Origin of the sequence: Bradyrhizobium sp. Arg237L (genome assembly GCF_029990105.1) — a bacterium.
Taxonomy (GTDB): domain Bacteria; phylum Pseudomonadota; class Alphaproteobacteria; order Rhizobiales; family Xanthobacteraceae; genus Bradyrhizobium.
In genome coordinates this window covers 1-17,157 of sequence record NZ_JAQMIL010000088.1, presented here as the reverse complement: position 1 = coordinate 17,157, position 17,157 = coordinate 1, and the positions used below count along the sequence as shown (strand labels likewise).

Annotated in this window: 13 protein-coding genes; 8 read left to right on the top strand and 5 right to left on the bottom strand. The window is 63.6% G+C overall.

Annotated elements, in window-relative coordinates; all coding sequences use genetic code 11:
• Positions 1–11 precede the first annotated feature (11 nt).
• From OZ411_RS36985 to OZ411_RS36975, 3 genes are all read right to left on the bottom strand, one after another.
• On the bottom strand, positions 12–1,136 hold the full coding sequence (locus OZ411_RS36985; RefSeq protein WP_282531881.1) for a dienelactone hydrolase: 1,125 nt from the start codon (positions 1,134–1,136) through the stop codon (positions 12–14).
• 546 nt (positions 1,137–1,682) lie between these two features.
• Entirely contained in the window at positions 1,683–2,339 is a 657-nt protein-coding gene (locus OZ411_RS36980) for a pyridoxamine 5'-phosphate oxidase family protein (protein ID WP_282531880.1), read from the bottom strand.
• Between the two features lie 8 nt (positions 2,340–2,347).
• Positions 2,348–3,448, bottom strand: coding sequence for an Ldh family oxidoreductase (locus OZ411_RS36975; RefSeq protein ID WP_282531879.1), 1,101 nt, complete (start codon positions 3,446–3,448; stop codon positions 2,348–2,350).
• A gap of 213 nt (positions 3,449–3,661) precedes the next feature.
• Here OZ411_RS36975 and OZ411_RS36970 point away from each other — a divergent pair, with 213 nt between their 5' ends.
• Complete coding sequence (locus OZ411_RS36970; RefSeq protein ID WP_282531878.1) at positions 3,662–4,885, top strand: ABC transporter substrate-binding protein; 1,224 nt, start codon at positions 3,662–3,664, stop codon at positions 4,883–4,885.
• A 123-nt stretch (positions 4,886–5,008) separates the two neighbouring features.
• Complete coding sequence (locus OZ411_RS36965) at positions 5,009–5,614, top strand: XRE family transcriptional regulator (protein WP_282531877.1); 606 nt, start codon at positions 5,009–5,011, stop codon at positions 5,612–5,614.
• A 101-nt stretch (positions 5,615–5,715) separates the two neighbouring features.
• Here the strand turns inward: OZ411_RS36965 and OZ411_RS36960 are convergent, their stop codons facing one another.
• Positions 5,716–5,916, bottom strand: coding sequence for a hypothetical protein (locus tag OZ411_RS36960; protein ID WP_282531876.1), 201 nt, complete (start codon positions 5,914–5,916; stop codon positions 5,716–5,718).
• Positions 5,917–6,128: 212 nt separating this feature from the next.
• On the opposite strand from OZ411_RS36960, the gene OZ411_RS36955 reads away from it, so the two are divergent.
• From OZ411_RS36955 to OZ411_RS36930, 6 genes are all read left to right on the top strand, one after another.
• Positions 6,129–6,449, top strand: a complete 321-nt coding sequence (locus OZ411_RS36955) for a hypothetical protein (RefSeq protein ID WP_130582105.1) — start codon at positions 6,129–6,131, stop codon at positions 6,447–6,449.
• Positions 6,450–6,684: 235 nt separating this feature from the next.
• A complete protein-coding gene (locus tag OZ411_RS36950) occupies positions 6,685–7,425 on the top strand; it encodes an outer membrane beta-barrel protein (protein WP_282531875.1) in 741 nt (246 codons plus the stop codon).
• Between the two features lie 279 nt (positions 7,426–7,704).
• Positions 7,705–9,849 carry a HAMP domain-containing methyl-accepting chemotaxis protein gene (locus OZ411_RS36945; protein ID WP_282531874.1) on the top strand — a complete coding sequence of 715 codons (2,145 nt, stop codon included), beginning with the start codon at positions 7,705–7,707 and terminating at the stop codon, positions 9,847–9,849.
• A gap of 196 nt (positions 9,850–10,045) precedes the next feature.
• Complete coding sequence (locus OZ411_RS36940) at positions 10,046–11,107, top strand: MBL fold metallo-hydrolase (RefSeq protein ID WP_282531873.1); 1,062 nt, start codon at positions 10,046–10,048, stop codon at positions 11,105–11,107.
• A 258-nt stretch (positions 11,108–11,365) separates the two neighbouring features.
• Complete coding sequence (gene hemA, locus OZ411_RS36935) at positions 11,366–12,595, top strand: 5-aminolevulinate synthase (protein ID WP_282531872.1); 1,230 nt, start codon at positions 11,366–11,368, stop codon at positions 12,593–12,595.
• A 116-nt stretch (positions 12,596–12,711) separates the two neighbouring features.
• Positions 12,712–16,221, top strand: a complete 3,510-nt coding sequence (locus OZ411_RS36930; RefSeq protein ID WP_282531871.1) for a PAS domain-containing hybrid sensor histidine kinase/response regulator — start codon at positions 12,712–12,714, stop codon at positions 16,219–16,221.
• 3 nt (positions 16,222–16,224) lie between these two features.
• On the opposite strand, the gene OZ411_RS36925 is transcribed toward OZ411_RS36930, so the two are convergent.
• Positions 16,225–16,962, bottom strand: coding sequence for a class I SAM-dependent methyltransferase (locus OZ411_RS36925; RefSeq protein ID WP_130582111.1), 738 nt, complete (start codon positions 16,960–16,962; stop codon positions 16,225–16,227).
• Positions 16,963–17,157: the final 195 nt, after the last annotated feature.

Below are 17,157 nucleotides of genomic sequence, written 5' to 3'. Positions count from 1 at the left end.
ACTATGCCCTCTTATAAAGGCTGCGCCGCGATGCGGGATGCTATCCAATCCAAAATGCACTCGTTGGCGAGAGTTGGATTGTCGAAGAGCCCCTGGCCTGCGGCAGTCTCCGCGCTCTCAAAAATCTCGAGCGTGATGTCCCGGTCGCGCCGCCCCGCCCGCAACTGATCCGTCAGTTCTGCAACCCTGTCCGCCCTGAGTCCGCCGCGCTCGCTCGCGGCAATCAGCAACGGACACCTGATGCTCCTCAGGATGCGGTCGGCTTCCAATTCAGGACACGATTCGATGCCGAATGGCCTGTCCTGCGGATTCAGGAATGACCCTATATGCAGATCCCAGATGCCGCCGTCGCAAACGGCCGCAGCAAAGCGATGGTCGAAGGCGATGCCGCGCGCGACAAAGGACGAACTCCAGCCGTCGGCGAGGATCGCGATCCGCCGCTCATCGACATCGTCGCGGCCGACAAGGTAATCCATGATCGGTGCAATGGCCCGCTGCGGCTTGTGGCGCAGCGATACCTCCTCGAACGACTGGCCGGTGCCGTCGCCCAGGACGTCCACCGCAAGCAACGCCATCCCGCGCTCGGAGGCGTGGTGCGCAAGCTTGAACAGGAATTCTTCCTTGTGGTGTCCGGGCTCTCCGATACAGATGACCACCGGCGCACGATCGCCGCCGCGGCGCGCCGGCAAATAATATCCCTGCAAGGTGAACTCGTTCAGCCAGGGTATCGAGACGACCTCGCCGACCGGCTCGCGGCAGTTGAGATATTTCGCGGCGCATTCGCGCATCGATGCGGTCGCTGACCGCCGCTTGTCCGGCGAAAGATCAAACGGATATGCGGCGGTAAGATAATAGTTGATGGCGCGCAGCCAATTGCTCCTCGCCGTCGCCAGATGGCCCTGTGCGGCCGCGGATGAAGCCCGCTCGCGATTGACTTCCGCGGCGCCAATCCATTCCCGGTGCCAAGAATCGTCGCCATCGTCGCCAGCGAAATCGATGCGGCTGGCGGTGAGCCAGCATTCCGAAAAAGTCGCGCCGCCTTCCTGGACGGAAGCCAGCAAGCGCATGAACTCGAGCGAGAGATCCTCACGTTCAGGCCACCAGATCCCCCCTTGCGGGCTCAGATCAGAGTCCATGGCCGGAACCGCCCCCACGCGGGAGAGATGATCGCGAGGACTGCGATCTCCATAATCGACTACCGGCAACAATTAGCGCGTCCCCCAAAAAGTCTCAGCCAACGTCAACAGCCCAACAAGCGCGTCACAAAAGGTTCATGCGCGCTGTTCTTCCCCAACTTCGCCCATCGAGAATGAGGCCCTTCTTTCGGCGCAAATCACATTGCTGTCAAAGCAAATGGCGGGGTTGCGGCATTTTGCGACGATCGCGAGTCGATTGTGCTCACCCGTTCATCACTAAGAGAAGTTGCGATCTGCATCATAGCGGGCAGAGAGACAGCCAGCGCCAGCGATCCGGCGAGAATGGCCCCGCGAGTATGACGCCAAGTTCGGCTATCGCGGCGTCTGTCGCCGTAGCAACTTCGAGAGTCGATCAGCAGACAAATCAGACCGCGCAGCCGCGCGCGGCCTTGATGTGCACATCACTTTCACTCGCAGCGACCCGACCAACATCAGTGCGCCGATCGTCATCGGCGCACGAAACGATATACAGCTCAGATCACAGCTTCACCGGCCGCGGCGATAGTTCTTCGCGTAGTCGGGTACGGCGATACCGGGTTTCAAGGCCGAACAATTGCGCGGCTCGCCGGCGGTAAGTTGGAGCGGAATCACGCCCGACCAGGTGTCGAGCCGATAATCCTCTTCGGGATCCACCACGCCCTGATTCCTGATCTTGACCGAGGCTTCGGTTAGCGGAAACCGCACGAAGAGCGTGGCGGCGATTTCCTTCGGTTTCGGCGCGCGCACCTGGTGGCCTGGGCAGATATCCTCGATGAACGCTGCGACAAGGCGCTCCTTCTCGCCGGGATCGACGATCTTCTCAGCCGCCGCGAAAATCATGACGGAGCGGTAGTCCATGCTCATTCCAAATCCCGATCGTCCCGCAACGATCGAATCGATCAGGGTGACCGTGATGCAGGCGGGAGCGCCGGCGGCCAGCGCCGCGAGCGACTGATTGGCGGGACTGCCATGGATGTAGGCGAAGTCGCCGATCCTGACGATCGCGGTCGGAAGCACGCGCGGCGCGCTATCGACCACGACACCGACGTGACAAACCAGCGCCTCGTCGAGGATGCGATACATCACCTCGCGATCATAGACGGCGCGCTCCGGATGAAGCCGGACGCGGGTACGCTCGGTCGGCGATAATGTCGAGCCTGTCATGGCTGCCCTCACCTCGCGACGGCCCGACCGGCATCCTTGCGATGCGTCAGGTGATCGCCCTCATAGGCATTCCGCTCGGCTGCTTGCTTGCCTGCGATGTAAAGCTCGATCGAGTCGCGGAGCGATTTCGGCACCAGCACCCCTTCGACTTCGGTGCGCTTGCGGGCCTCGTAGCGGCGATCCGAAGGCAGCCGGACGCCGTCCTGTGCCAGCATCCTGCCGAACAGCAGTTCGGCATGTTCGAGCTGTTTGGCGCGATCCCCGTTCGCCATGCAGCGGACCGGATCGATCGCGATCACGAGTTCTCCGCCGCACGGGGCGCCCGTATTTGCCTTGTCGCGCTCGCCGGCTTCGAAGCTGAGGACATCTCCGAGCAGCGGGCCCGCCAGCAATTCCACCATCATGGCGATGTTGGAACCCTTGAAGCCGCCGAACGGAAGCTGCGCGCCGGCCAGCGCCTGGGCCGGATCGCTGGTCGGCGTGCCGTCCGGTCCAATGGCCCAGCCGTCGGGCAATGTCTTGCCGTCGCGAAGCCGAAGCTGAATCTCGCCGCGGGCGCTGGCGCTCGACGCCTGATCAAACACGACCGGAGGCTCGCCGTTTCGCGGCCAGGCGAATGCCATGGGGTTGGTGCCGAACAGCGGCTTTGTGCCGCCGGCCGGCGCGACATAGGGACTGGCGGCGACAAAGGCGAAGCCGACCAGGCCGTGCTCCGCCAGCCGCTCGACCTCCGGCCAAAGCGCGGCGACGTTGAGCGCGTTGTTCACCGCCATCGCCGCGATCCCCATCTTCTTGGCGAGCGCGGCGAGCGGCTCCGCGCCGCGCTCCAGTGCCAGCGGCGAGAAACCGTATTTCGCATCGACCTTGATCACAGCACGCGCAAGTACCGACAGTTCAGGCTCGGCGTCCGGCGACGCCTGACCTGAGTGCAGCCCGTTCATATAGAAGGGCAGCCGGAACAAGCCGTGATGGCGGCATTCGTCCCGCTCGGCCATGGTCACGGTGTTCGCAATCGCATTTGCATGTGATGCACTAAATCCTTGCGCAAGCAGCGCGGCCTTGGCTGACCTGTGCACGTCAGCCAACGACATCAGGACGGCGTCCGACATCCCCTACTCCTGTTTCTCTCAGCTTTTTCGGCGCGAGGGGCCGGCCTAGCTGCGTTGAGCATTTTGCATATTATGCAAATTACGTCCAGACTATTTCGTAATCGGCAAATGCCGATAATTTAATCCTACACTGAAGTGCATGATATGCAAAAATTGTGCGACGAGATCGCGCAAACGCCGTTCCCCGCCCAGCGAATCCAAAGGAGAAGCAAGATGCCGTCACTGACGAAATTCCTCAGGCTTGCAGTCGTGCCGATCGGCCTGGTCCTGGCCATGCAGCAGGGCCGGGCCGCCGACCCGGTCGTCTCGGACGACTTCGTCAAGATCGGCATCATGAACGACCAGTCCGGGCTCTATGCGGATCTGGCCGGTCCGGGCTCGGTGGTTGCGGCGAAAATGGCGATCGAGGAATTCGGCGGCACTATCCTCGGCAAGAAAATCGAGCTCGTCTCCGCCGATCACCAAAACAAGGCCGACATCGGCGCGGCGAAGGCGCGCGAATGGTTCGACCGGGATGGCGTCGACATGGTCGCCGATTTCTCGAACTCGTCGGTCGGCTTTGCCGTGCAGGCCCTGGCGAAGGACAAGAACAAGATCGCCATCATCATGGCGGCCTCTTCCGATTTCACCGGCAAGGCCTGCACCGCCACCTCGGCGCAATGGGTCTACACCAGCTATTCCAACGGCTACAGCCTCGCCAGGACGATGACCGATGCCGGCGACAAGAGCTGGTTTCTCCTGACGGTCGATTACGCATTCGGCCATGCCTTCGCCAACGATATCCGCAAGGCCGTGACCGAAGGCGGCGGCACCGTCGAAGGCGAGGTGCGCCACCCGCTCAACACCGCCGACCTCAGCTCATATCTGCTGCAAGCGCAGTCCTCGAAGGCCAAGGTGGTGGCGCTGGCGAGCGCCGGCGCGGACATGGCCAACGCGATCAAGCAGGCGGCGGAATTCGGCATCAACAAGAGCAAGACCTTCGTGGCGCCGATCGTCTTCATCACCGACATCCATGCGATGGGCCTCGCCAGCACCCAGGGCCTGCGCTTCGTCTCGGCCTTCTACTGGGACCGCAATCCGGAAACCCGCGCCTGGTCCGAAAAGTTCTTCAAACTGCACAAAGCCATGCCGACGATGACGCAAGCCGGCGTCTATTCGGCGGTGCGCCATTATCTTCGTGCGATCGAAGCGGCCGGTACCGATGAGGCAACCACGGTGATGGCGAAGATGAAGGAGCTGCCGGTGGATGACCTCTTCACCCACAATGGCCGGGTCCGCGAGGACGGGCTGCTAATGCACGACATGTACCTGATGCAGGTGAAGCAGCCCCAGGAATCCAAGGAGCCGTGGGACTATTACAAGATCCTGGCCACCTTGCCGGCCGACAAGGTATTTCCGCCCTTGGAAGCGAGCGCATGCCCGCTGATCAAGAAGTGACTTGCACATTGTGGTACGGCGCAAGCCGGAGCTTGCGCCGTTTTACCGCTGATCTTGCGTCCGATGCAAATCACCTCTAGAGCAAGTCCCGGTAAGCCATCACGATAGCTTTCGGGAGGGGCCATGGATCAGGCGCGGCTGATCGCCCGGCAACTTGGAGTGCGAATCCGTAAAGCGCGCACGGATCGGAAGCTCACGCTGCAGGCGCTCGGCAACGATACCGGCCTCTCGGCGGCCTATCTCTCGCGGGTGGAGCGCGGCGAGGCGGCGATGTCGATCGCCAATGTGATCCTGATCGCGACCCGGCTGAACATTCCGCTCCGCGACCTGTTCGAGGATTCCGGCGACGTCCAGGCGCCCAAATACTACACGATCTCGCGCCGCCGCCAGCGCGAGACGTCTCCGCCGCACTCCGCGAGCGGCTATGACTATCACTGGCTCTCGGGCGACCTCGCAGACCCCAAGCTCAGCGCCTTCGTGCTTGATTTTCCGGTCACCTCGGACCTCGACATCAAGCTGCTTTCCCACGAGGGCGAGGAAGTCCTCTACGTGCTCGAGGGCAGGATCGAATTTCAGATCGGCGAGGAACGCTTCGTGCTCGACCAGGGCGATTGCGTCCATCTGTTCGGCGACCGGCCGCATATGGGCCGCAATGCCGGGCTTGGACCGGCGCGATTATTGATGGTCGCCACGCCGCCGGACGTGATCGAGCATCATTCGGAAACCTAGAGCATGATCCGAAGTGGAAACTTCTCCCTCGCGGCGAACGCAAAGCGTCTGCGCGGAGACCATGACCCGATTCCGTCTGATCGGATCATGATCCAGTTCGATCAATCGGCCGCAAGCGCGCAGGACACGCAAGCGACCGCGGCCAGCGACATCTCGTAAGCCGAGCCTTTCGTGGATCGATGGGTCATCAGCAGACCGGCTGCAATCACCACCACCGCCATATAAAACGCGAACATGGCGCCGATCCATTTCCACTCGATTCGGCAAGCGTCGGGTGTGAGGCTTTCAATCAAGCTGCGCATGATCTCCTCCTCATCAGGAATCGGCGAGCGGTATAACTTGCTTCCGCGATGGGCTATGTGATCTGGTTCACAAACCATCCGAATGGAGCGCCACTAAAGCGTGATGAACCGTCATTCCGCTCTATCTTTTGTGTGAGCATGATATTCCCGCAGACGCTTCGAAAGCTGGCGCCTACTTTTCCGGATCATGTTCCGGTCCGAACGAGGTATCGATGACCGGCCCAGAGCTGAAAAAGCTCCGCGAGCATCTCGGCGAGGCTATTGGCCGGCCACTCACGGCGGCCGACATGGCGAAGCTGTGCGGACTGAAGGAGCCCGAGGGCGCCAACACCGTCCGCCGCTGGGAGGTGACGGGACCGAGCGCGCAAGTCGCCGATCTCCTGCGCGTGCTGGCGATGGCCAGCGAGCACTATCCGATCCTCGAGAAGTTCAACGTGTTCGACCGCTATGACGTCCCGGAGAAGGAACGGCCGGCGCGCAAGGCTCAATTCCGCGAACAGATGCGCGAGGACGTCCGGCGCCGGCTTGGTTAAGCAAGTCTTGCCCGGTTAGGAATGGCTTCCGCAAAGCTTGCGCACCCAAGCGCAAATTAAGCCTTCCTTCACCCTTCCTTAAGCCGCCGTTAAGCACAAAAAACAATTACCGGCCAATAGGTTGGATTATCGACCGCGATCGTCCCCCGCTGACATCATTTTATTCAAATGCGGTCTTTACTCGCCCCAGGGGGCGCTGCGCGCAGCGTCTCGTTTGTATTTTCGAGGACTGGAAATGAAGAAGATCCTGCTCGCAACCGTTGCCCTCATGGCGTTCGCCGCAGCCGCGCCGGCATTTGGCGCCGATCTCGGCGCCCGCCCTTACTACAGCAAAGCCCCGGCGCCGGTTTACGCCGCGCCGATCTACAACTGGACCGGCTTCTATGTCGGCGGCCATATCGGCGGCGCCTTCACCAGCAGCGACAACTTTAATGGCTTCGCGCTCAGCGACCGCAAAACCCGCTTCCTCGGTGGCGTCCAGGTGGGCGGTGACTGGCAATTCCACCCGAACTTTCTGGTCGGCGTCGAAGGTCAGTATTCCTGGCTCGGAGGCGACCAGGTCAGCGCGGCGTTCCCCGGCGGCTTCGTCTACAACAACGACCAGCGCGGGATCGGCTCGATCACCGGCCGCGTCGGCTGGACCTGGGGCCCGGGCCTGATCTACGCGAAGGGCGGCTACGCTTACTCCGACAACAATGAGACGCTGAGGTTCGGCGGCGTCCCGGTCGGATTCGCGCTAAGCGACCGCCACCGCAACGGCTTTACCGTCGGCGGCGGCATCGAATACATGTTCGCGCCGAACTGGTCGGCCAAGGCCGAATATCAATTCTACGATTTCGGCGACAGCCGCTTCGTCGCGCCGGCCCCGCTGGTGCCGTTCGGCAGCTTCCACAATGACGAGCACACCGTGAAAGCCGGCATCAACTACCGCTTCAATTTCGGCAGTTTCGGCGGGCCGGTGGCAACGGGCTACTGACCGCGATCCAAGAAATCTGAACAAGAGATCTGAACAAGAGATCTGAAAAAGGCCGGCATCTCGCCGGCCTTTTTTTGATTCTCGAGAGGTTGTAGGCGCGAGTTTCCTGCAAGCACTGCGTGATCAATTCCGACGTGCGGTACAAAGCTACTTCAACGCCGCCATGCGCGGCAAAAATTGCGCCGCCGCACATTCGGGTTCCCGATTTTGTTAACCCGCCATCGCGATACTGCCGCGCGAGGATTCAAGCTCAAGGACAGTGACTGCGGGGGCAGGTAGATGGCGTTACGATTCCGCTTCGGTAAATTGAAACTTAAAGGCATCCGCCGCCCGCGATGGGGCGTCAGGGGCAGCCTGTTCGCGGCGTTCGCCGTCATCGCCGCCATGGCGATCGTGATCAGCGCGGGCGCTGCCATGGTGTTCGAACAGCTCGGCAAGACCATGGGCGACCTCTCCGGCCGCGACATCCCGCGGCTTGCCGCCAGCCTGCAATTGTCGGCGCAAAGCGCGAGCCTGGCGAGCCAGGGTCCGGCGCTGCTCGCCTCGCGCACCGAGGAGGCGCTGAACGAGCGTTCTGCCAAGATGAAGGAAACGCAGAAGCAGGCGCTGCAGAAGCTCGACGAGATCATCAAGCTCGGCGCCGACAAGGCGATCGGGAAGGCGCTGACCGAGACGGTCAAGAACATCGACGACGTGATCGAGAGCCTCGGCTCGGCCGCGCGCGAGCGGTTGGAGACGGCGGCGTTGCACGACAAGCAGTATGAAACGCTGCGCAAGGTGCAAGCCGAGTTCGTCGCGGCCTCGGCGCCGGCGATGATGGACGCGCAGAGCCAGCTCCATGCCATCCTCGGCGCGGCCGAGCCGTCGTCCGACGACGCAAGCAGCGCCGCACGCGTCGTCGAGCAGCTCGGCGATGTGATCGCCAGCGGCAACCTGATGGCCTCCAACATGGCCGCAGCGCTGTCGGCGACCAACAGCGACACGCTGGAAGCGATCGAGAAGGATTTCAAGCGGGTGCTTTCGCAGACGATTTCCAATCTGGAGATGCTGCCGAAGAATTCCGGCACCAAGGCGCTGGCCGATGCCGCCGCAAAGCTGCAGACGCTCGGCCAGGGCAAGACCGGCGTGTTCAAGGTCCGCCAGAAGGAATTGGACGCCACCGATTTCGGCGAGACCATCCTGGAGGAGACCCGCAAGCTCAATATTGGCCTCGGCATCAGCGTGCAGCAGCTCGTCGACGGCGTGCGGAAGGCGACCGATGCGTCCACCAGCCAGGCGCAACAAGAGATTTCGTTTGCGACCATGGTGATGCTCGCGCTCGGCATCGGCACCCTGATCGGCTCGATCCTGTTCGTCTGGCTCTATGTCGGCCGCAACATCCTCAAGCGGCTCAAGGGCCTGCAGGACGCGATGCAGCGGCTGTCGGCCGGCGATCTCGACACCGAGATCCATCAGAGCCGCCAGGACGACGAGATCGCCGCGATGGGCAACGCGCTGACGGTGTTCCGCGAAAGCATGATCGAGGGCCGCGCGCTCTCGGCCGAACAGGACAAGGACCGCATCGCCAAGGCTGAGCGCGCCTCGCGCATGGAAGCCCGCATCGTCGAATTCGAATCCACCGTCCGCAGCGCCCTCGACAGCCTGCAGAACGCCGCCAGTTCGATGCAGTCGACGGCGCAGAGCATGTCGGCGACCGCCGACCAGTCCAGCGCGCTGGCGAACACGGTCGCCTCCGCGGCCGAGGAGACCTCGGTCAACGTGCAGACGGTGTCCGCGGGCACCGAGGAGCTCTCTTCCTCGATCGCCGAGATCGGCCGCCAGGTCGTGACCTCGGCCGAGATCGCGCGCAAGGCGGTGGACGAAGCCGGCCAGACCGACGTCACCATGCAGGGCCTTGCCGAGAACGCCGGGCGCATCAGCGTGGTGGTCGACCTGATCCAGACCATCGCCTCGCAGACCAACCTGCTCGCGCTCAACGCCACCATCGAGGCGGCGCGCGCCGGCGAAGCCGGCCGCGGCTTTGCCGTGGTCGCCTCCGAGGTGAAGAGCCTCGCCAACCAGACCGCCAAGGCGACCGACGAGATCCGCCAGCAGATCGTCAGCATGCAGGAGGTGACGACGACGGCGGTTTCCGCGATCCGCAACATCAGCAATACGATCGGCGAAATCAACGACGTCACCACCGCGATCGCCGCCGCGGTCGAGGAACAGGGCGCGGCGACGCGCGAGATCGCCCGCAACATCCAGCACGCGGCCGGCGGCACCAGCGAGGTCTCAAGCAATATCGTCGGCGTCAGCAGCGCCTCGGCGGAAGCCGGCACCGCCGCCGGCGAGGTGCTGAACGCCTCCAGCGAATTGCGCCGGGAGGCCGAGGTGCTGCGCGCCGGAATCGACGCGTTCCTGTCGAATATCCGCGCGGCGTAAGGAACCGCCGCCACCCCGGGAACAACCGTAGCCCGGATGGAGCGAAGCGTAATCCGGGGCCGTCTCGCCCCGGATCACCAATCCCGGATTGCGCTTCGCTTCATCCGGGCTACGGGATATTCATGCCCATTATCCGAACCGGCATCTGCTTTTTTGAGCTAGCGCCGGGCGGCCGGTACCGCTAAGCCGGTAGGCGATGCATTCGAAAACAGACAGCGTGCAGTCCTCGGCGGAGGCACTGCGATACCCCTTCGAAAATCACCCCGGCCCGGACCAGGTCGTGGAAGTGATGCCGGGCGTGCTCTGGGCGCGGCTGAAACTGCCGTTCCGCCTCAACCACGTGAACATCTACCTGCTCGCCAACGGCGACGGATGGACCATGATCGATTCCGGCTTCGGCAACGAGGAATCGATCGCAGCCTGGACCACGCTGTTCGAAGGCCCGCTCAAGGGCGTGACCATCACGCGGCTGATCGTGACCCATTCGCATCCCGATCATGTCGGGCTCGCCGGGTGGATCATCGAGCGGTTCGGCTGCCCACTATACATGTCGCAGGTCGAATACCTGCAGTCGGTCTATCACCAGAACCGCGGCACCGCCGAACGATTGACCGCGCAACGTCTGTTCTTCCGCCGTCATGGCATGGACGAGGACCTGACCGACAAGCTGCTCGGCCGCGGCCAGGATTATCTGAAGCGGGTCTCGGTGCTGCCGGCGTCCTACCGCCGGCTGAGCCATGGCGACGAGGTCGTCATCGGCACGCGGCGCTTCAAGGTCATCACGGGCGGCGGACATGCGCTCGACCAGGTGATGCTGTATTGCGCCGCCGACAAGCTGTTCCTCTCCGCCGACCAGGTGCTGAGCAAGATCTCGCCCAATGTCAGTGTCTGGGCCGTCGAGCCCGAACAGAACTCACTCGGCGAATATCTGGCCTCGCTGGCGAGCCTCACCACGACGCTGCCCTATGACGCGCTGGTGCTGCCCGGCCATGGCGTGCCGTTCTACGGCCTGAAGACACGGATCAAGCAGCTCGCCGACCATCACGAGGAGCGCTGCGGGCTGATCGCCGAGGCCTGCCGCGAGACCGCCAAGACCTCCAAGGAGCTGGTGCCGGTCGTGTTCCACAAGCACGTGCTGGATGCGCACCAGATGGGATTCGCCGCCGGCGAACTGATCGCCCACGTCAACTACATGCTGGTCGAGGGCCGGCTGACGGCCGAGGCAATCGACGGCGTCCTTCGCTTCCGCACCACCTGACGCTACGCTCCGGTTCGGCTGATCCGGACAATTACGGGCATCGTGCGATTGCGTAACGATGCGGCCCGCGAAGCTATTGGCGCGCATTCCAGCGGCCCGTCTAGGTCGTTGATCCACATCAACATTTGCCGCGCTTCCATGGACAATCTGTCCAATGTCTGGTGCATGCCCAAACATGGGATAGCGGATAGACATTAGAGATTGAAAAGCTCTAAGAAGAGGTGGCCGCCCCGGCCGGGTCCTGCTCCAGGTTTGCCGATGGATTACAGCCAGTTTTTCAGCGCCGCCCTTAACCGCCTCCATGACGAACGGCGCTACCGCGTATTTGCCGACCTCGAGCGGATCGCGGGCCGCTTCCCGCACGCGATCTGGCACTCGCCGAAGGGCCAACGCAATGTCGTGATCTGGTGCTCCAACGACTATCTCGGCATGGGCCAGCATCCCAAGGTCGTCGGCGCCATGGTCGAGACCGCGACTCGCGTCGGCACCGGCGCCGGAGGCACCCGCAATATCGCCGGCACCCATCATCCGCTGGTGCAGCTCGAAGCCGAGCTCGCCGACCTCCACGGCAAGGAAGCATCGCTCCTGTTCACCTCCGGCTATGTCTCGAACCAGACCGGCATCGCGACGATCGCAAAGCTGATCCCGAACTGCCTGATCCTGTCGGACGCGCTGAACCACAATTCGATGATCGAAGGCATCCGCCAGGGCGGCTGCGAGCGGAAAGTTTTCCGCCACAGCGACCTCGCGCATCTGGAGGAGCTGTTGCGCGAGGCCGGTCCCGACCGGCCGAAGCTGATCGCCTGCGAAAGCCTCTATTCAATGGACGGCGACGTCGCGCCGCTTGAGCATATCTGCGACCTCGCCGAGCGCTATGGCGCCATGACCTATGTCGATGAAGTCCATGCGGTCGGCATGTACGGGCCGCGCGGCGGCGGCATCGCCGAGCGCGATGGCGTCATGCACCGTATCGACGTGCTCGAAGGCACGCTGGCGAAGGCGTTCGGCTGCCTCGGCGGCTATATCGCCGCCAAGGCCGAGATCATCGATGCCGTGCGTTCCTACGCGCCGGGCTTCATCTTCACGACCGCGCTGCCGCCGGCGATCTGCTCGGCCGCGACCGCTGCGATCCGCCACCTCAAGACCTCGAGTTGGGAGCGCGAGCGCCACCAGGAACGCGCCGCCCGCCTCAAGGCGATCCTGAACGCGGCCGGACTGCCCGTAATGTCGAGCGACACCCATATCGTGCCGCTGTTCGTCGGCGACCCCGAAAAGTGCAAGCGCGCGACCGACATTCTGCTCGAGGAACACGGCATCTATATCCAGCCGATCAACTATCCGACCGTCCCCAAGGGTACCGAGCGGCTGCGGATCACGCCATCCCCCTATCACGACGACGGCCTGATGGACGGCCTCGCCGAGGCCCTGCTGCAGGTCTGGGAGCGGCTTGGGCTGCCGCTCCGCAAGCGGTCGATGGCGGCAGAATAACCCTAACGACGCGACATCAGGAATTGGAACGGTATCGTACGGTGCGCCGCCCGTGCGATGCCGTTATACTGCCCCTTCACGGCCCGCTCTGAGGCCGGGAAGGGAGATGAGCAGCGATGCTGCACGACTGGGGCGTCATCGCCGCCGCGTTCGGCTATATCGGGTTCCTGTTCTTTGTCGCCAGCCGCGGCGATCGTTCGCTGCCGACGAAGCGCGGTCGCGCGGGCATGGTGATCTACCCGCTGTCGCTCGCGATCTACTGCACCTCCTGGACCTTCTTCGGCTCGGTCGGATTTGCGACCCGCACCAGCGTCGACTTCCTCGCGATCTATGTCGGCCCGGTCCTGATGATCGGCTTGTGCACGCCGCTGCTCCACCGCGTGATCGGGCTTGCCAAGTCGCAGAACATCACGTCGATCGCCGACTTCATCGCCGCGCGCTACGGCAAGAGCCAGGCGGTGGCCGCCACCGTGGCGCTGATCGCGATCATCGGCTCGGTGCCCTATATCGCGCTCCAGCTCAAGGCGATCGCCTCCTCGCTGGAAACGATCCTGACCGAGGACAGGGCGTTTTCTTCGGTCCCCATCCTCGGCGACATCGCGCTGGTGGTGATGCTGGCGATGGCCGTATTCGCGGTGCTGTTCGGCACCCGGCAGGCTGATGCCACCGAGCATCAGCACGGCCTGATGCTGGCGGTCGCGACCGAATCCATCGTCAAGCTGGTGGCGTTCCTCGCCGCGGGCATCTTCGTCACCTTCTGGATGTTCTCACCGACCGAACTGATCGAGCGCGCGATGAAGACGCCGGAAGCGGTGCGCGCGATCGAATATGTGCCGTCGGTTGGCAATTTCCTGACCATGACGCTGTTGTCGTTCTGCGCGATCATGCTTTTGCCGCGCCAGTTCCATGTCAGCGTGGTCGAGAATTCAGGCCAGGAGGAGGTCGGGCGCGCGCGCTGGCTGTTCCCGCTCTATCTCGTCGCGATCAACCTGTTCGTGATCCCGATCGCGATCGCAGGGCTCGTGACCTTCCCGTTCGGCGCCGTCGACAGCGACATGTATGTGCTGGCGCTGCCGATGGAGGCCAACGCGTCGCTGCTCAGCGTCGCCGTCTTCATCGGCGGGTTGTCGGCGGGCACCGCGATGGTGATCGTGGAATGCGTGGCGCTGTCGATCATGGTCTCCAACGACATCGTGCTGCCGATGGTGTTGCAGCGAAGCCGCGAAGCGCTCGCCGGGCAGAAGGATTTCAGCGACTTCCTGCTGAGCGTGCGCCGCTTTGCGATCTTCGGCATCATGGTGATGGCCTATTTCTATTATCGCACGCTCGGCAATACCCAGCTTGCCGCGATCGGGCTGTTGTCGTTCGCGGCGATCACGCAGCTTGCGCCCGCCTTCTTCGGTGGGCTCTTGTGGCGGCAGGCGACCGCGCGCGGTGCTATCGCCGGCATGGTGGTCGGCTTTGCCCTGTGGATCTACACGCTGTTTCTGCCGAGCTTCCTGGAGAGCAGCACCACGGGGCTGATGCTGCTGCAGCACGGCCCCTTCGGCATCGAGGCGCTGCGGCCGCAGGCGTTGCTCGGCACCGACCTGCCGCCGCTGCTGCACGGGGTGCTGTGGAGCCTGTCGCTGAACATCTTCACCTACCTCGTGTTCTCGCTGGCGCGCGAGCCGACCTCGATCGAACGCCTGCAGGCCGACCTGTTCGTGCCCCACACCTTCACGCCGATCGCGCCGAGTTTCCGGCGCTGGCGCACCACGGTGACGGTGCAGGACATCCAGAGCACGGTGGCGCAATATCTCGGGCCCGAGCGCGCCGGCCTCGCCTTCGAGGCGTTTGCGACCGAACGTGGCGGCAGGCCCGACGCGTCGGCGCCCGCCGGCCTCGAATTGCTGCAGCATGCCGAGCGCCTGATCGCGTCCTCGATCGGCGCCGCCTCCTCGCGGCTCGTGATGTCGCTGCTGCTCCGCAAGCGCACGGTTTCGGCGAAGGCTGCGCTGAAGCTGCTCGACGATTCCCATGCGGCGCTGCATTTCAACCGCGAGATCCTGCAGACCGCGCTCAATCATGTGCGCCAGGGCATTGCGGTGTTCGACGCCGATCTGCAACTGATCTGTTCGAACCGCCAATTCGCCGAGATCCTGGCATTGCCGGCGCATCTGGTTCAACTCGGCATCCCCTTGTCGGAAATCCTGGAGTTCATGGGCGCGGTCAATCCGTCAGGCTCCGGAGACGCCCAGATCATGCTGGAGAAGCGGCTCGCCGCCTACACCACCGAGGGCGAGCCTTACCTGGAGCGGCTGCCCGACCGCCACATGGTGATCGAGGTCCGCACCAACCGGATGCCCGGCGGCGGCTTCGTCATCACCTTCTCCGACGTGACGCCGAGCTTCGAGGCGGCCGAGGCGCTGGAGCGCGCCAATGCGACGCTGGAAAAGCGCGTGCGCGACCGCACCGAGGAACTCACCCGCCTCAATTCCGAGCTGGCGCTGGCCAAGAGCGCCGCCGAGGATGCCAACATTTCCAAGACGCGATTTCTCGCCGCCGCCAGCCATGACATCCTGCAGCCCTTGAACGCGGCGCGGCTTTACGTCACGAGCATGGTGGAGCGCCAGCAGGGCGGCGAGGATTCCCGCCTGGTCGAGAATATCGACGACTCCCTGGAAGCGATCGAGGAGATTCTCGGCGCGCTGCTCGACATTTCGCGGCTCGATGCCGGTGCCATGACGCCGTCGATCAGCCGCTTCAAGATCGGCGATCTCATGCGTTCGCTCGAAATCGAGTTTGCGCCGATCGCGCGTGCCAAGGGGCTGGAGCTGGCCTTCGTGCCCTGTTCGCTGGCGGTCGAGTCCGACCGTTCGCTGCTCAGGCGGCTATTGCAGAACTTCATCTCCAACGCGATCAAATATACGCCGCGCGGGCGCGTGCTGGTGGGCTGCCGGCGTCGCGGGAAGTCGCTCAAGATCTGCGTCTACGACACCGGCGTCGGCATTCCCGTGCTCAAGCGCGGCGAGATCTTCAAGGAGTTCCACCGCCTCGAACAGGGCGCGCGGATCGCGCGCGGCCTGGGGCTGGGGCTGTCGATCGTCGAGCGGCTGGCGCGCGTGCTCAACCATGGCATTGCGCTCGATGCCAATACGGGCGGCGGCTCGGTGTTCTCGGTGACCGTGCCGGTCGCAAAAGCCATCAACCATACGGGTCCCGTGACCAGCGCAACGCCGCTCGCCAAGACCCCGATCAGCGGCGCGCTGATCGTCTGCATCGAGAATGACCTGACGATCCTCGATGGCATGAAGACGCTCTTGACCGCCTGGGGCGCCGAGGTGATTGCGGTCGCCGATCCCGAAAGCGCGATCGGTGCGATCGAGGCCGCGGGCGGGCGCGTCACCGGCCTTCTGGTCGACTACCATCTCGACCGCGGCAACGGCGTCGCCGCGATCCGCGACATCCGCCGCCGCCTCGGCGAGGGGCTGCCCGCGATCCTCATCACCGCCGACCGCAGCCCCCATGTCCGCGCCGCCGCACGCGAGGAAAACATCGCCGTGCTCAACAAGCCGGTGAAACCGGCGTCACTCCGCGCCTTGCTCGGACAGTGGCGGACCCAACAGATGGTCGCGGCGGAGTAGATCTCAGCGGGCCTGCCGCTGGGCCGTGACAATCAACATCATTGGCCGCTCCAGCTCCTCAGCAAGATCGCGCATTGCGGCAATCTGATCGGGTGTCGGAGCAAATTCCTCGACGTGCCGGACCTCAAATCCGACGCCGATCAGCATATTCAGTGTCGTTCCGATCCTGCGATGATACTTGATCACGCCATCCGCAAACCAGTTCGTCTTGCGTGGCCCCTCAAGCGCGTATGCATCGACTGGCCACGTCTTGCGCCCCTCCTGATCGGTGCGCCAGCCCGGGTTACTCGAAGCCATATAGATTGGATGCTCTATGGTGAAGACGAAACGCCCGCCCGGCCCCAACGCATGATAGACGCTGCGCACGAGCCTCTCGAAATCCTCAATGTAATGTAGGGCCAGCGAACTATAGGCAAGGTCGACCGAGGACGGCGGAAACTCGACCCGTTCGAGATCGGCGATCCTGTATTCGATGCCGGCATCATGGGTAGCCAGCCTCGCGCGGCCGATCATGTTCTCGGAGAGATCGAGACCAAGCACATGCGCAGCTCCCTGCGCGCGGGCCCATCTCGCAAACCAGCCGAAGCCACAGCCGAGATCGAGGACGCGCTTGCCGGCCAGATCGGGGAGTTGCGCGCGGACCGCCGGCCATTCTGGCGCGCCGTCAGGCCCGCGCACGGACCGCGGCAAAGTGGTGTAACCGGCAAAAAAGACAGGATCGTCGTAGATGTTTTGGGCCAACAGGCTCTCCATCGATGCCGCCGGGCAGATGCGTAGGATGGGCAGAGCGAAGCGTGCCCACCACCACGGGCGGGATGCTTGATGGTGGGCACGCTTCGCTCTGCCCACCCTCATATGGGGCTTAGTGAGTCAAGGCTCTCAACGAACAGGGTTGGGTTGGGTTTTTGCGGTGAGAGGGCGGCGCGCGGAGCCATG